General features: G+C 66.2%; 11 protein-coding genes. 2 read left to right on the top strand and 9 right to left on the bottom strand.

Annotation, left to right across the window (positions count from 1 at the left end; all coding sequences use genetic code 11):
* A complete protein-coding gene (locus EDF71_RS06930; protein WP_133855855.1) occupies positions 1-1,032 on the bottom strand; it encodes an iron chelate uptake ABC transporter family permease subunit in 1,032 nt (343 codons plus the stop codon).
* A 303-nt stretch (positions 1,033-1,335) separates the two neighbouring features.
* Entirely contained in the window at positions 1,336-2,286 is a 951-nt protein-coding gene (locus EDF71_RS06935) for a siderophore ABC transporter substrate-binding protein (RefSeq protein WP_133855856.1), read from the bottom strand.
* A 509-nt stretch (positions 2,287-2,795) separates the two neighbouring features.
* Between EDF71_RS06935 and EDF71_RS06940 the strand changes: the two genes are divergently transcribed.
* On the top strand, positions 2,796-3,701 hold the full coding sequence (locus EDF71_RS06940) for a DMT family transporter (protein ID WP_243854212.1): 906 nt from the start codon (positions 2,796-2,798) through the stop codon (positions 3,699-3,701).
* Between the two features lie 84 nt (positions 3,702-3,785).
* Here the strand turns inward: EDF71_RS06940 and EDF71_RS06945 are convergent, their stop codons facing one another.
* Entirely contained in the window at positions 3,786-5,387 is a 1,602-nt protein-coding gene (locus EDF71_RS06945; RefSeq protein WP_133855858.1) for a gamma-glutamyltransferase family protein, read from the bottom strand.
* A gap of 74 nt (positions 5,388-5,461) precedes the next feature.
* Positions 5,462-6,451, bottom strand: coding sequence for a tripartite tricarboxylate transporter substrate binding protein (locus tag EDF71_RS06950; protein ID WP_133855961.1), 990 nt, complete (start codon positions 6,449-6,451; stop codon positions 5,462-5,464).
* A 267-nt stretch (positions 6,452-6,718) separates the two neighbouring features.
* Here EDF71_RS06950 and EDF71_RS06955 point away from each other — a divergent pair, with 267 nt between their 5' ends.
* Positions 6,719-7,648: a LysR family transcriptional regulator gene (locus EDF71_RS06955; protein WP_133855859.1), complete on the top strand. Its 930-nt coding sequence runs from the start codon at positions 6,719-6,721 to the stop codon at positions 7,646-7,648.
* Between the two features lie 8 nt (positions 7,649-7,656).
* Here EDF71_RS06955 and EDF71_RS06960 read toward each other — a convergent pair whose 3' ends face one another.
* Genes EDF71_RS06960 through EDF71_RS06980 form a run of 5 tightly spaced genes read right to left on the bottom strand, consistent with a single transcriptional unit; the run spans position 7,657 to position 14,959 of the window.
* Positions 7,657-8,349, bottom strand: coding sequence for a uracil-DNA glycosylase (locus tag EDF71_RS06960; RefSeq protein WP_133855860.1), 693 nt, complete (start codon positions 8,347-8,349; stop codon positions 7,657-7,659).
* 29 nt (positions 8,350-8,378) lie between these two features.
* Positions 8,379-9,800 (bottom strand): HAMP domain-containing sensor histidine kinase, encoded by a 1,422-nt coding sequence (locus EDF71_RS06965; protein ID WP_133855861.1) that lies wholly within the window; start codon positions 9,798-9,800, stop codon positions 8,379-8,381.
* Positions 9,800-10,531, bottom strand: coding sequence for a response regulator transcription factor (locus EDF71_RS06970; protein ID WP_133855862.1), 732 nt, complete (start codon positions 10,529-10,531; stop codon positions 9,800-9,802). The genes EDF71_RS06965 and EDF71_RS06970 overlap by 1 nt, the downstream gene beginning before the upstream one ends.
* Positions 10,532-10,581: 50 nt before the next feature.
* Complete coding sequence (locus EDF71_RS06975) at positions 10,582-11,868, bottom strand: TolC family protein (protein ID WP_133855863.1); 1,287 nt, start codon at positions 11,866-11,868, stop codon at positions 10,582-10,584.
* Positions 11,849-14,959, bottom strand: a complete 3,111-nt coding sequence (locus tag EDF71_RS06980) for a CusA/CzcA family heavy metal efflux RND transporter (protein ID WP_133855864.1) — start codon at positions 14,957-14,959, stop codon at positions 11,849-11,851. The genes EDF71_RS06975 and EDF71_RS06980 overlap by 20 nt, the downstream gene beginning before the upstream one ends.
* Positions 14,960-14,965: the final 6 nt, after the last annotated feature.

The following is a 14,965-nucleotide window of genomic DNA, read 5'->3' on the forward strand; positions in this document are numbered from 1 at the left end:
TCAGCCTCCCATGCGCTGGCGGCGCGACAGCAGCAGCGCCAGGAACATGGCACTGCCCAGCACCCCCATCACGGTGCCGATCGGTATCTCGTAGGGTGCGATCACCACGCGCCCGATCAGGTCGCAGGCCAGCGCCATCAAGGCGCCCGCCCAGGCCACCCAGAGCACGGATTTGCGCACGTTGTCGCCCACCACCAGGCGCACCAGGTTGGGCACGATCAGGCCGACGAAGGGAATGATGCCGACGGTGACAATCACCGACGCGGTGACAACCGCCACCACCAGCACGCCCTGCGCCACCAGGCGCTTGTAGTTGAGGCCCAGGTTGGTGGCAAATTCCTGGCCCATGCCGGCCACCGTGAAGCGGTCGGCCGCCATCATCGCCAGCAGCGTGATGCCCAGCGACAGCCAGAGCATTTCATAGCGGCCCTGCACGATGGCCGAGAAATCGGCCGTCATCCAGGAGCGCGCCGCCTGCATCAGGTCAAAGCGGTAGGCGATAAAGGTGGTGGCCGATTCGATCACGCCCGACAGCACCAGGCCGACCAAGGGCACGATCAGCGCCGAGCGCAGCCGTATGCGGCTGAGCACCGCCAAAAACAAGGCCGTGCCCGCCAGTGCAAACACCGCCGCCAGGCCCATCTTGCCGAACACAGGCATATCGGGCCACCACAGGATGCCGATCAGCATGCCCATGCCCGCCGACTCCGCCGTGCCCATGGTCGTGGGCTCGACATAGTGGTTGCGCGCCAGCATCTGCATCAGCAGGCCGGCCACCGCCATCGCGCTGCCGGCCAGCAGCAGCGCCAGGGTGCGCGGCACGCGGCTGGCCACCAGCACCTGGGTGGCCAGGTCATCGTCGTTGTGGGAGAACAGGCGCAGCAAGGTCGTCACCGACACATCGCTGACGCCCACCAGCAGGCTGATAAAGGCCAGCAGCGCCAGCAAGGCGATGGCTGGCAGCACAAAAGCCAGCGGGCGCAGCGCAAGGCCGCGCCCGCCGCGTGGCGCTTTCTCAATCGTGGTTGTCATGCTGTGGCTCGCAAGCGCTGGCTCAGCAAGGCAAGAAGAACGTGTTTACGATCTCTACGCAGCCGCGTTGAAGTGCAATCGGGATGAGTTCGAAGGGCTGGTCCGCAGCTTGCACCGGGGTGCAAGCAAGGGCCAGCGCGCAGAAATCGCCCGATTTCACTCCAACCCGTAGGGACAGTGGCTTTGCGGGCGGTCTGCGTCGTTGCAAATCCTCGCAATAGCATGGCTATTGCTGCGGTATTGCGCCTCGCATCCCATCCCGCAAAGACACTGTCGCGGCGCGAGGAGATCGTAAGCACGTTCTTAAGCCTTGGAGAAGGCGTTGATCAGCTGCGTCACATCGTCATGCAGCGAGCCAGGGCTGGCATTGCCCAGCAGGTACCAATTGGCCGAGTTCAGGTAGACGATCTGCTTTTTCTTGGCCGCCTTGGTGGCGTTGACCAGCGGGTTGTCCAGCAGCTTGGCGGCCGATGCGCCTTCGCGGCCGATGGCGGCATCGCGGTCCAGCACAAACAGCCAATCCGGGTTGGTCTTGAGGATGAACTCAAACGAGATCGCCTGGCCGTGGCCGGCCACCTTGATGTCCTTGTTCGCGGCCGGAATGCCATAGACATCGTGCAGCATGCCAAAGCGCGAGCCCGGGCCATAGGCGCTGAGCTTGCCGCCATTGGTCATCACCATCAGGCCCGTGCCCTTGTTGGCCGTCATGCCCTTGAGCTTGTCGATATCGGCCTGCATCGCGGCCATCAGGGTTTGGGCCTGGGCTTCGTTGCCGACCATCTCGCCCAGAATCTTCAAATGCTTGAAGGCGCTGGCCACCGGCTGGGTGTTGTCCACCGTCAGATCCAGGGTAGGCGCAATCTTGGCCAACTCGGCCACCTTGGCGGCCGAGCGGCCACCGGCGACGATCACATCGGGCTTCAGGCCCTTCACCACCTCGTAGTTGGGCTCGAAGAGGCTGCCAATGCGGGTGTAGTCCTTGCTGGCGTACTGCTCCAGCACGGGCGGGAACTTCACGACCTCGGGCACGCCCTTGACCTCGGCGCCCAGCGCGCGCAGGCAGTCGAGCGCGGCCAGGTCAAACACCAGGATGGTCTTGGGCTTGACGGGGATCTGCACCGCACCGCCCGCTTGCTGCACCGTCAGGGTCTGCTGCGCCAGTGCAGAACCTGCCGCCCAGGGCAAGGTCACCAAGGCACCCAATTGCAGCAGCGACTGGCGGCGGTTGACGGTGGAGCGAGCGGAGCGCGACATGGAACATCCTTTGGTCGGAAAGCTGGCAGCCCCCTGCATGCACCCGACCCAAGACTGTATCGCTACTTTTTTCTTGTGCCCGCAGCGGAAGCCCCAGCGGTTGATGGAATGGAAACTTCGCTTGATGGATGCCAGGCTGCAGCGCCCGGAGGCTTTACAGAGCTGACACATTTGCGAATCGTTCTCATTTGAATGGTAACACGCTGTTTTGTTCCCCTCGGTTTGAGGCGGGTACAAACCCTGAGCAGGCGCAAAGCATCCCCACACTGTCACTGAACGGACAATGCCGGGCCAGAACTGCAGCGACTGCGCCACGCAAGGCGCCCCAGCGCTGGGCAGCTTTCTACAATGGAAGCACACCCCGCCAGCCCATCGACTCCGCAGGAGACCGGCCGCCGCATGGTGCCCTTGCCCGCGTGACTTCCCCGACAGCACCCTCCCATGCCTCCGCGCTGCCTGCCAGAGGCCTGAGCGCCCCTCCCCCCTTTGCTGCGGACAGCGCTGCCAGCGTGCCCGAGACCACCAGCACACCCCCACCCCGCCGCCCTGGCCAGGGCTCAGCCCTCGCCGGCATTGTGCTGACAGTCATTGCCTGCGCCTGCTTTTGCCTGCTCGATACCGGCTCCAAATACGCGGGGGCGCTGCTGCCGCTGTTGATGGCGCTGTGGCTGCGCTATCTACTGCAATCGGTGTTCACCGTTGGCTGGGGCGTCTACCAATACGGCAGTGCCGCGTTTCACACCACGCATCCGCGCTTTCAGGTGGCGCGCGCCGCGCTGTTTTGCAGCAGCAATGCCTGCGCGATGATGAGCCTGCGCTACCTGCCGCTGGCAGAGTTCACCGCCGTCGTCGCGATGACGCCGCTGGCGATGACCCTGGTGGCGGCCCTCTGGCTCAAGCAGCCCGTCAGCCCGCTGCGCTGGGTACTGGTGGCCATGGGCTTTCTGGGCACCGTGGTCATCATCCGCCCGGGCAGCGCCAATTTCAGCGGCGGCGCGCTGGTCTGGCCGGCGCTGCAGCTGGCGGCCAACACCGCCTACCAGATCGTCAGCAGCCAGATGGCCGGCAAGGAGCGACCGGTGACCACGCAGATCTACACCAGCCTGCTGGCCCTGGTGCTGACCTCCGCCAGCCTGCCCTGGTTCTGGCAACTGCCCGGCACCATGGCCCTGTGGCTGGCAGCGCTGGCCATGGGCGTGGGCAGCACCATTGGCCACCTGATGCTGCTCAAGGCCTATGAGCATGCCAAGCCGGCCACCATATCGCCCTTCCTCTACAGCCAGATCCCCTTTGCGGTCTTCGCCGGCTGGATGCTGTATGGCCATATCCCCGACCACTGGGCGGTGCTCGGCATGGTCGCGATTGCGCTGGGCGGGGCGCTGAGCGCCTGGCTGTCGGTGCGCGAATCGCGCTGATCCCGGCGGGCGCAGACAGACGCAAAAAAAGCGCCACCGACACAAGTCCGGTGGCGCCCTGGCTGTGTTGGATCTGTCTATGCGTCAGTAGGCGACCGCCTGGCCGTCCTTGCGCGGATCGGAACCGGCCACATAGTGGCCGCCTTCACGCAAAATCAGCTGCGCACCGCCAAAGGCGAACACGCCATGGCCCTCTTCGATGCTCACTTCATGGCCCAGCGCACTCAGCGCTTCAATCACCTGCGGGTCAAAGCCCAGCTCGACGGAGACCTGGTTGCCACCGGTCACGCGCCAGCGCGGTGCGTCTGCAGCGGCCTGCGGGTTCTGGCCATAGCGCAGCACGCGCACGGACATCTGCACATGGCCCTGGCTCTGCATGGGGCCGCCCATCACGCCAAAGGCCATCTGCGGCCTGCCATCGGCATGCATCGCAAAGGCGGGGATGATGGTGTGCGAAGGACGCTTGCCCGGCGCCACCTGGTTGGCATGGCCCGCCTCCGTGGTAAAGCCAGCGCCCCGGTTTTGCAGGCTGATGCCGGTGCCCGGCACGACCACACCCGAGCCAAAACCCATGTAGTTGGACTGGATGAAGGACACCATCATGCCGCTCTCGTCGCAGGCCGTCAGGTAGACCGTGCCGCCTGGCTTGGGCGCGCCGTAGCGGGCCAGGCTGGCCTTGTTGCGGTCGATCAGCTTGGCGCGCTCGGCCAGGTAGGCCGGGTTCAGCAGGTCTTGCTGCGGGTGGACGCGCATATGGTCGATATCGGCGTTGTACTCGGCCAGGTCGGCCAGCGCCAGCTTCATCGCCTCGATCTGCAGGTGCACGGTCTCAGCGCTGTCCAGCGGCTGGTCGCCGATGCCGATGGCATCGAGCAGGCCCAGCGCGATCAGCGCGGCAATGCCCTGGCCATTGGGCGGAATCTCATGCACCACCGAGTCGCCAAAGGGCTGGGCCACCGTGCCCACCCAGTCGCAGCGGTGGGCGGCCAGGTCCTCGACCGTCATCACGCCGCCGTTGGCCTGGCTGTGGGCCGCCATCTTTTGCGCCAGCGCGCCCCGGTAAAAGGATTCGCCCAGGGTCTCGGCAATCTCTTCCAGGGTGCGGGCATGCGCCTCGCTTTGGAACCAGCTGCCCGCCTGCGGAGCCTGGCCTTCGGGGGCAAAGCATTCCTTGAAGCCGGGCTGGTCACCCAGCTTGGCCAGGCCCAGTGCCCAGAGCTTGGCAATCGTCGGCGATACCGCAAAGCCGTGGCGCGCATAGTCGATCGCCGGTTGCGCCACTTGCGCAAAAGGCAGCTTGCCAAAGCGCTTGGACAGCTCCACCCAGCCCGAGACCACGCCGGGTACGGTGACCGCGTTCCAGCCCTTCTCTGGGATGCCGCCGAGTTTGTCGAAGTATTCCGGCGTCCAGCCGGCAGGCGCGCGGCCCGAGGCGTTCAGGCCATGCAGCTCCTGGCCGTCCCAGACAATCGCGAAGGCATCGCTGCCAATGCCGCAGCCCGTGGGCTCCACCACCGTCAAGGTCATCGCTGCGGCCAGCGCCGCATCCACCGCATTGCCGCCTGCTTGCAGCATGCGCAGGCCCGCTTGCGCTGCCAGCGGTTGCGAGGTGCTCACCACATTGCGGCCCAGTACGGGCGAGCGCTGCGAGGCATAGGGCTGGGCCCAGTCTTTCACGGTTGTCATGTCTTGTCTTTCTGAATGCAATCGAGATGGCAGCCGGGGCGGCAACTAGCGCCCCGGTCTGGTGGTGGCAAGGCTTATTCGAGCGTGATGTGGTTGTCCTGGATCACCTTGGCCCAGCGCGCGCTGTCGGCCTTCACCAGGTCCGCAAACTGCGCAGGCGTACCGGGTTTGGCCACATCGGCGCCCAGCTTGGCCAGGCTGGCCACCACATCGGGATTTTGCATGGCCTTGTTGAAGGCGGCATTGATCTTGGCGGTCAGCTCGGGCTTGAGGCCCGCAGGCGCATAGACGCCAAACCAGGTCACCGAGGAGTAGCCGGGCAGGCCGGATTCGGCCACCGTGGGCAGCTGGGGCGCGAGCTGGGTGCGCTCGGCGCTGGTCACCGCCAGCGCACGCAGGCGGCCGCTGGCCACATGGGGCATGCCGGTGGGGATGGAGTCAAACAGCATATGCACCTGGCCGGTGGCCAGATCGCTGATCGACTGGGCCGTGCCCTTGTAGGGCACATGGGTCAGGGTGATGCCCGCCTGGGCCGCAAAGGCAGCGGTGTTCAGGTGCACGATGGTGCCATTGCCGCTGGTGGCGTAGTTCAGCTTGCCGGGGTTGGCCTTGGCATAGCTGATCAGCTCCTGCACGGTCTTGACCGGCAGCGAGTTGGTCACCAGCAGCACGCTGGCGGCATCGGCCACATGGGCGATCGGGGTGAAGTCCTTGTCTGCGCGGTAGGCCAGCTTGGGCATCAGGTGTGGCGAGATCGCATGGGTGCTGCTGGTGGTGAACAGCAGGGTGTAGCCGTCAGCGCTGGCCTTGGCGGCCTCGGCCGTGCCGATGGTGCCGCCCGCGCCTGGGCGGTTGTCGATCACCAGCGACTGGCCCAGCTCCTGCGACACCTTTTGCGCCACCACGCGGGCCACCAGATCGGTCGCGCCGCTGGGCGGAAAGGGCACGATGACGCGGATCGCGCGCTCAGGCCATTGGCCGCCCTGTGCAGCGGCAAACGGGGACAGCACAGCCAGCGCCGTGCCAGCCACCAGGCCGGCGAGCAGTGGCCGGCGGCCAGGCATGCGAGAGAAAAGAGAATGGGTAGTTGGCATGGTGGTAAGCGTGTTGCAAAACATCTGCGAAGCACTCTGCGCTTGTGGCGCGGGCCAGAACAACCGGTTCTTATGCGCCCATGGCGGGTGTGCCATGCGCGCGAGGGCAAAGGCGCCTGCGTGAAGCCTTGCATATTAAAAGCCTGTGACAAGCGACACCACCACCGATTTGGCAAGGTAGGTTTGCCGATACGGCAATGGGTTTATGCTTAGACCATTCTTTTGCGCAATACCACCATGCCCCACCGCCCGCCCACACACCTACAGGACACCGCGCTGCGCTACTTCCACGAGGTGGTGCAGTGCGGCTCGGTCAGCGCCGCATCCCTGCGCCTGCATGTGGCCAGCTCGGCCGTCAGCCGCCAGATCAGCGGGCTGGAGGCCCAGCTGGGCACGGCGCTGTTCGAGCGCCATGCGCGGGGCATGCAGCCCACGGCGGCCGGGCAGATCCTGGCCGAGCTGGCGCGCCGCATCAGCCTGGATGCCGAGCAGGCCATTGATGCCATCCATGCCCTCGACAGCCTGCGCGCCGGTCTGGTGCGCATCGCCACCTCGGATGCCTTTGCCAATGAGCTGCTGCCCCTGGCCTGCGTGGCCTTTCAGCGCCGCCACCCGGGCCTGCGCTTTGAGGTGAGCATGGTGCCGACCTTGCAGGTCTCCGCCAAGCTGCTGGCCGGCGAGGCCGATATTGGCCTGCGTTTCAGCATGTCTCCGCTCAAGAACATTGCCGTGGTGCACCGCCAAAGCGCACCGGTGCTGGCCGTGTTGCCGCCCGGCCATGTGCTGGCAAGCCAGGCATCGCTCACCCTGGCCGAGCTGGCCCGGCACCCGCTGGCCTTGCCACCGGCCGAGACGGCGATCCGCCAGATGATCGATCTGGCCTGCAGCCGCCAGGGCCTGCAGCTGGACCCGGTGCTGACTACCAACCATGCCAAGACCTTGCTCAATTTTGCGGTGCATGGCGGCGGTGTCACCGTCTCCAGCGAAGTGGGGGTGCGCCATATGCTGGCAGCGGGCAGCCTGGTGGCCCGCCCCTTGACCGATGCCGGCCTGGACCTGCGCGATATCGAGGTGCAAACCCTGGCGGGCCGCCAGCTGCCTGCCGCCGCCCAGGCCTTTTTGGGGCTGCTGGTGCAAGAGCTGCAGGCGCTGCCGAGCCCGCGCTAAGCGCCTGTTTACAAACCCAGCTGCTTGCGAAACGCCTGCGCTTGGCTGAAATGCCCATTGCCGATAAACGGCACCGGCGGGCGCAAGGCGGACAGCGGCGAGGGGTGGTTGCTGGTCAGCACCAGGTGGCCCCGGTCCTGCGGGATCAGCGCGCGCTTGCTCTGCGCATGGTTGCCCCAAAGCATGAAGACCACCGGCTTGTCTCCCTCGGCCACCTGGCGGATCAGCGCATCGGTGAGCAGCTCCCAGCCCTTGCCGCTGTGGCTGGCGGCCTGGCCCTCTTCCACCGTCAGACAGGTGTTGAGCAGCAGCACGCCATGGGTGGCCCATTTGACCAGGCTGCCGCCCGGATCGGGGAAAGGCGGGAACGGCACGCCCAGGTCGCGCTGCATTTCCTTGAAGATGTTCTGCAGCGATGGCGGCAGTCGCACGCCGGAGGCCACGGAAAAAGCCAGGCCCTCGGCCTGGCCGCGCCCGTGGTAGGGGTCCTGCCCCAGGATGACCACGCGCACGCTCTCGGGTGGGGTCAGGCGCAGCGCACGCAGTGGCTCGGGCGGGAAGATCACCGCGCCGGCGTCCAGGCGCTGCTGCAGGTACTGCGACAGCTGCTGGCCCTTGGGGCTGTCAAAGAATTGGTCCACCGTGGCTTGCCAACCGGCAGCCACCTGGTGGTTATGGAACGCTTCAGATGTCAGTTGCATGCCCGCATTGTGCACGCTGCGCGGGCGCCTCAGAATGCGCTCTGCGATGGGCTGAGGGCGACGGGCAGCAGCATCTGCACCGCAAAACCGGGCTGGGTATTGCGAAACTGCAGTTGCCCGCCGTGCAGGCGCACCACCGCCTGCACCGATGCCAGGCCCAGCCCTGTGCCGGGTTGCTGCTGCTGGGCCCGGAAAAAGCGCTGCGACAGCTGGGCCAGATCGGCATCGGCCACGCCCAGGCCATCGTCCTGCACCAGGATTTCCACGCAGGCCGCCGCATCGCCCACCGCCGGCAGGCAGCGGGCCTGCAGCACGATGCGGGGGCCCGCCCCGCCACGCGCGCCGTATTTGATGGCGTTCTCCACCACATTGGCCAGCGCACTGGCCAACAGATTGGTGTCCCCCAGCGCCAGACAGCGGCCATCGCCCTCATCCCCCGGCAACTGCAGCTCCATGCTGCCGCCCTGCTCCTGCACCACCGGCTCATACAGCTCATGCAGCTCCAGCAGCAGCAGCGCCACATCCACCGCGCCAAATGCCTGGCGCAACGCGCCGCTTTCCACTTCGGCAATCGCCAGCAACTTGTCGAACACCACACCCAGCTCTGCCACCTCCTCGGCGACCAGGCGCAGGGTGGCGCGCTGGTCGGCCGCCGGCGCCTGCTCGGCCGCACGCAGGCGCAGCAAAATGCGCGTCATCGGCGTGCGCAGATTGTGGGCAATGGTGTTGGAGACATGGCGCACGCCATCCATCACCTGCTGCAAGCGCTCCAGCATGCTGTTGATGTCGCGGCTCAGCAGCGCAAACTCATCCTTTTCCTGGTGTTGCACCGGAATGCGCTGCGCCAGGTCGCCGGCGGCCACCCGCGCCATGGTGCTGCGGATGCCCAAGGCGCGCGCATCGACCAGGCGCCGAAAGCTGATCGCCCCGACCACCGCCATCAGCAGCGCCACCACCACCACCAGGCTGCTGGCCCGCGCAAACAGATCCTCGATGCTGACCTGGGTCCGCATATCGCTGCCCACCACCAGGTAGTTGCCATCGGGCAGCAACACCGCTTGCACGCGCCCCACCACCTTGCGCCCCATGCGCTGCACCGTGAGTTCGCGCATGCCCAGCTGCGTCAACCGGCGCGCCGGCACGATGTCGGCATTGCCAATGATGGTGTGGCCATCGGGCGTGAGCAGCAGAATGATTTCGGTGTCGGTGTTGATGCCATCGCGCATCAGGTGGTCGATCTGGTCATGCAGCGCGGCGACACCGTGCACGGCGGCATAGTCCTCCAGGCGCTTGAGCTGGGTGGTGGCGTACTGGTCCAGCCGGTTGCGCAGCACGCCCACGATCTGCAGGTAGAACACCGCCAGCACCACCGCCACGGTGAACACCAGCATGCAGCCATAGCTCAGCGCCAGGCGAAAGGCCAGCGAGCGCCAGGGCAGCACCCGTGCCATTACAGCCCCTGCGCCAGCAGGGCATGCGGGTCGCTGGTCAGGCAGTAGCCCACGCCGCGCACGGTATGGATCAGCGCGGGCGCATGCCCCTTGTCCACCTTGGCACGCAGGCGGCTGATGTGCACATCGATCACATTGGTCTGCGGGTCAAAATGGAAGTCCCACACCGACTCGAGCAGCATGGTGCGGGTGACAATCTGGCCGGCATGCTGCATCAGGTAGGCCAGCAGCCGAAACTCGCGCGGCTGCAGCTGCAAGGCCTGGCCGCCGCGCTCGGCATTGCGCGTCATCAGGTTGATGCGCAAATCCTCGACCTGCATCTCACGCGGTTTCTCGACGGTTTGCGAGCGGCGCATCAAGGCCTCGATGCGCGCCACCAGCTCCGAAAACGCGAACGGCTTGGACAGGTAGTCGTCGCCGCCGGCCTTCAGGCCCCGCACCCGCTCATCGATCGACGACAGCGCGCTGAGCACCAGCACCGGCGTCTGCTTGCCCATGGCGCGCAAGGCCTGCACGATCTTGAGGCCATCAAAGTCGTCGGGCAGCATGCGGTCCAGCACGATCGCATCCCAGTCCTGCCCAACGGCCAGCGCCAGGCCGCGCAGGCCGTCATGGCAGACGCTGACCTGGGCGCCTTGCTGGCGCAGGCCGTCCGCCATGAAGCCCGCGTTCAGCGGGTCATCTTCGATGATCAGATAACGGTGGTTGGACAAGCTGTTGGCGACTCCCATGGCTGAAACTATACCCGGGGCAGCAGGCCCCGGCGATGCCACAAACGGGCTCAGGGCTGCACCTGCGGCATATTGCCGCTTGCCACCCGCAGCCGCCACTCGGCCTCCAGCATGTCCTTGACCAGGTCGAGATGGTCCATGCGGCGCTCGCGCAGGGTATCCAGCACGTCGATCAGCTCCAGCACATTGCTCTTGCCCAGCTGGTAGGAATCCTGGGCCATGCGCCGCAGCTGGTCGAGCTGCGACAGCGCATCGGACTCAAAGGCCGCCAGCGCATCGTTGGCCATGCGCAGCTTCTGCAGGCTGCGCCACAGTTCTGCCTGGGCTGCGACCTCGGCGGCTTCCTGCTTGTACTGCGCCTGCATCTCGTCCGCACGGGCCTTGTCGATCGCGCCCTGCTTGCGGTCAAACAGTGGAATGTCCACCGACACGCCAACGATGCCGTAGCGGCCATCCTGCCGGTGGTTGACGCGGGTGTAGCTGAGCGAAGGCGTGGGAATGGCTTCGCGCTGCTGCAGCGCAATCTGCTGGCGCGACTGCTCCAGGTCGGCGGCCGCCGCCTTCAAGGCCGGCAGGCGGCCGCGCGCCTGTTCCCACAGTGCTTCGCTGCTGGCATAGGCCGCCAGGTCCATCGGCTTGAGCGAGCCGATGGCCACCGGCTCCCAGCGTGGCAGCGAGGCCAGCGCCGCCATCTTGCTGGCAGCATCTTTCAGGGCCGCCTCGGCCTTGCGGATCTGCACATCCATCTGCGCCACCTGCAGCACAATGCGGGCGCCGTCGTACTGGCTACGCGCACCCGCCTCGATCTGGCCCTTGACGATGCGGGCCGAGCCCGTCAGATCGTCGCGGGCGGCCTGCCACAGCGCCAGCCGCCGCTGGGCCACCAGCACCTCGTTGAAGGCGCTGGCGCCCTCGCCCAGCGCGTCCTGCACGCTGCTGTCCAGCTGCGCTGCAGCCACATCCTCGGCCTGGCGCGCGGTCTTGACCCGCTGGCTCAGCTGGCCAAAGATCGGCAGCGGCTGCTGGATGCCCAGGTCCTTTTCCTGCCGCTGCCGGCTGGCGGACACGGTGGGGTTGGGCCAGGTGCCCGCCGTCGTGGTATCGGCCCGGGCTGCGGCGATACGCGTGCGCTCGGCCTTGATGTGCGCGCTGTTGCGCGCCAGCAGTTGCAGGTACTCGTTCAGGCTGACCGAGGCGGGCGCCGTCTGCGCGCCGACCGCGATCGGCTGTCCATCGGCAGCGGTGGACTGCTGGGCAGAGGCCATACCGCTGGACAGCGCCAGCATCAGCGCCAGGCACAGGGCTTGTGGCAAGGGTTTAGAGGGCCAAACGCTCATCTTCTTCTTCCTGGGTCATCATGGTTTTGGGGCCCAGCACGGCGTAGAGCACCGGCAGCAGCACCAGGGCGATCAGCGGCAGCAGCATCATGCCGCCCACGATCACCGACGCAAAAGGGCGTTGGGTTTCACTGCCCACGCCGGTAGACATGGCCATGGGCAGTAGGCCCAGGAGCGCCAGCAAGGCCACCAGAATGACCGAACGCATGCGCTCGGCCGCGCCCTCCACCAGGGCGGGCAGCAGCGCCACACCGGCGCGGCGGCGCTCCTCCACGCTGGACAGCACAAGCAGGCCCACCAAGGCAACCTGGCCCAGCAGCGCAATAAAGCCGATGGCCGCGCTGATCGACAGCTCGATATGCGTCACATGCAAGGCCACGATGCCGCCCACCATCGCAAACGGCGCGCAGAGCATGATCACGCCCGCGCTGCGTGCCCGACCCAGCGCGCCAAACAGCAGCGCATACACGATCAGCAGCGACAGCGGCACCACCACCTTCAGGCGCGCAGCGGCGCGCTGCTGGTTTTCCCACTCGCCGCCCCAGACGGCGGTGTAGCCCTCGGGCATCTTCACGTTCTGCGAGAACGCTGCCAGCGTGTCCTTCACCACCGAGCCGATGTCCCGGCCTTCCACATTGAACTTCAGCGCCATGTAGCGCGCATTGCCTTCGCGGAAGATGGAGGAGTTGCCGATGGCCACCTGCACATCGGCCAGCGCATGCAACGGAAACGACTGGCCCTTGGGCGTGGGAATGGCGATGTCGCGGATACGGGCCTCGTCCATGCGGTTGACATAAGGCAGGCGCACACGCACCGGCACCGGGTACTGACCTTCCCAAAGCGTGGTGACGATATCGCCGGCCAAGGCCATCTCCAGCGTCTTTTGCGCGGTATCCATGTCGATGCCATGGCGCGCCAGTGCATCGCGGTTGAAGGTGACATGCACCTGCGGCGCCGGCGCATCGCGGTACAGGCCCAGGTCGACCACGCCGGCAATCGGCTGCACCACCTCCAAGGTCTTTTGCAGCAGCGCGCGCAGTTGCGGAATCTCCGGCCCGAAGACCTTGAGCACCACCTGGCCGCGCGCACCCGAGCTCGACTCCTCGACGCTGTCGCGGATGGGCTGGGCAAAATTGAAGGCCACGCCAGGTATCTCGCGCAGGCTCTCGCGCATCTGCTCGATCAGCTGCGGCTTGGTCAGGCCCTTGGTCCACTGCTCATGGGGTTTGAGGCGCACCAGCACCTTGGCCAGGTTCAGGGTTTCGTTATCGGTGCCCGATTCGGGGCGGCCCTGCTCCGAGATGACCGAGACCACCTCGGGGTACTGGCCCAGGCGCATGCGCACATCGCGCAGCACTTCCTGGCCCTTTTCCAGCGATATGGATGCCGGCATTTCCACCAGCACATAGGCATCGCCCTCGTCCAGCTCCGGCAGAAACTCCGTGCCCAGCCAGCGTCCCGAGTAACCGGCCACGGCCAGGATCACCACGGCCACCAGCGCCACCAGCCAGCGCGCACGCGTGGACTGCAGAACCTGGCCGACCCAGCGCTCATAGCCATGCTGCGCCTGCTCGAACAGCTTGGGCTCCTCCACCATCACATGCTTGGGCTTGAGCAGCAAGGCGCAGAGCGCGGGCACGAGGCCCATCGCAAACACCAGCGCCCCCAGCAGCGCGAAGGTATAGGTCATCGCCAGCGGGCGGAAGATGCGGCCTTCGATGCTCTGCAGCGAGAACACCGGGATCAGCGCCGCAATCACGATCGCCATCGCAAACAAGGTGGGCTTGGCCACCGCCACGGCCGAGTCGATGATGATGTGGCGCATGTCGGCCTGGGTTTGCGGCTTGCGCTGGCGGGCGTTGCGGATGATGTTCTCGGCCAGCACCACCGCGCCATCGACCATGATGCCGAAGTCGATGGCCCCCATTGAGATAAGGTTGGCAGGCATGCCCAGCCAGTGCAGACCGATGAAGGCCACCAGCAGTGACAGCGGAATCACCGTGGCCACGATAATGGAGCCGCGCAGGCTGCGCAGCACCAGCCACAGCACGCTGACGATCAGAACCGCACCAAACAGCAGGTTGTGCTGCACGGTGTCCAGGGTGTGGCCCACCAGGGTGGATCGGTCATAGCTGGTCACCAGCTTCATGCCTTCAGGCAGCTCGCCGCCATTGAGCTGGTCGACCTTGAGGTGGATCTGGTCGAGCACCAGCGAGGGGTTCTCGCCGCGCTTGAGCAGCACGATGCCTTCGACCACATCGTCGTGCTCGTCCATGCCCACCGAGCCCTGGCGCGGCGTGTGCGACTGGAACACGCGCGCCACATCGCCAATCGTCACCGCCTGCTCGCCGCGCATGGCCACCACCACACGCTGGATGTCTTCGGGCTTGCCCAACAGGCCAATGCCACGCACGATCAGCGATTGCTCGCCCCGGCGCAGCAGGCCGCCGCCGACATTGCGGTTGGACTTGGCCAGTGCATCGCCCACCTCTTCCAGCGAGATGTCGAGACTGTAGAGCTTTTGCGGGTCCACCTCGACATGGAACTCCTTGACGAAGCCGCCGATGCTGACGATATCGGCCACGCCCTGGATCTGCTTGAGCACCCGGGTGACATGCCATTCCTGCTCGGTGCGCAGCTGGGCCAAGGTGTGGCGGTCGCTCTGCAGGCGGTAGTAGTAGATCTTGCCCAGCGGCGTGTAGTCAGGCGCCATCTGGGGAGTCACGCCCTGCGGCAGATCGGCCTGCGGCAGGCGCTGCGCCACTTCGGCACGGGCCTTGAAGCTGTCGGCGTTGTCGTCGAACACCAGGTTGATCATCGACAGGCCGAAGTAGCTCTCCGAGCGCAGCGACATCAGGCCGGGCGTGCCGTTGAGCTCGCGCTCCAGCGGCTGGGTGATCTGGCGCTCCACCTCTTCGGGCGCAAGGCCGGGGGCCTGGGCAATCACCCCCACCTGGACATTGGTCACATCCGGATAGGCCTCGATGGCGGTGTGCAGATAGGAATAGATGCCATAGATGGCAATCAGCAAGGTGGCGCACAGCGCCAGCATGCGGCGGTGCACGACGAAGGAAATCAGGGAACGCAGCACGGTGGT

It is taken from the genome of Comamonas sp. JUb58 (assembly GCF_004364775.1).
Taxonomy (GTDB): Bacteria; Pseudomonadota; Gammaproteobacteria; order Burkholderiales; family Burkholderiaceae_C; genus Comamonas.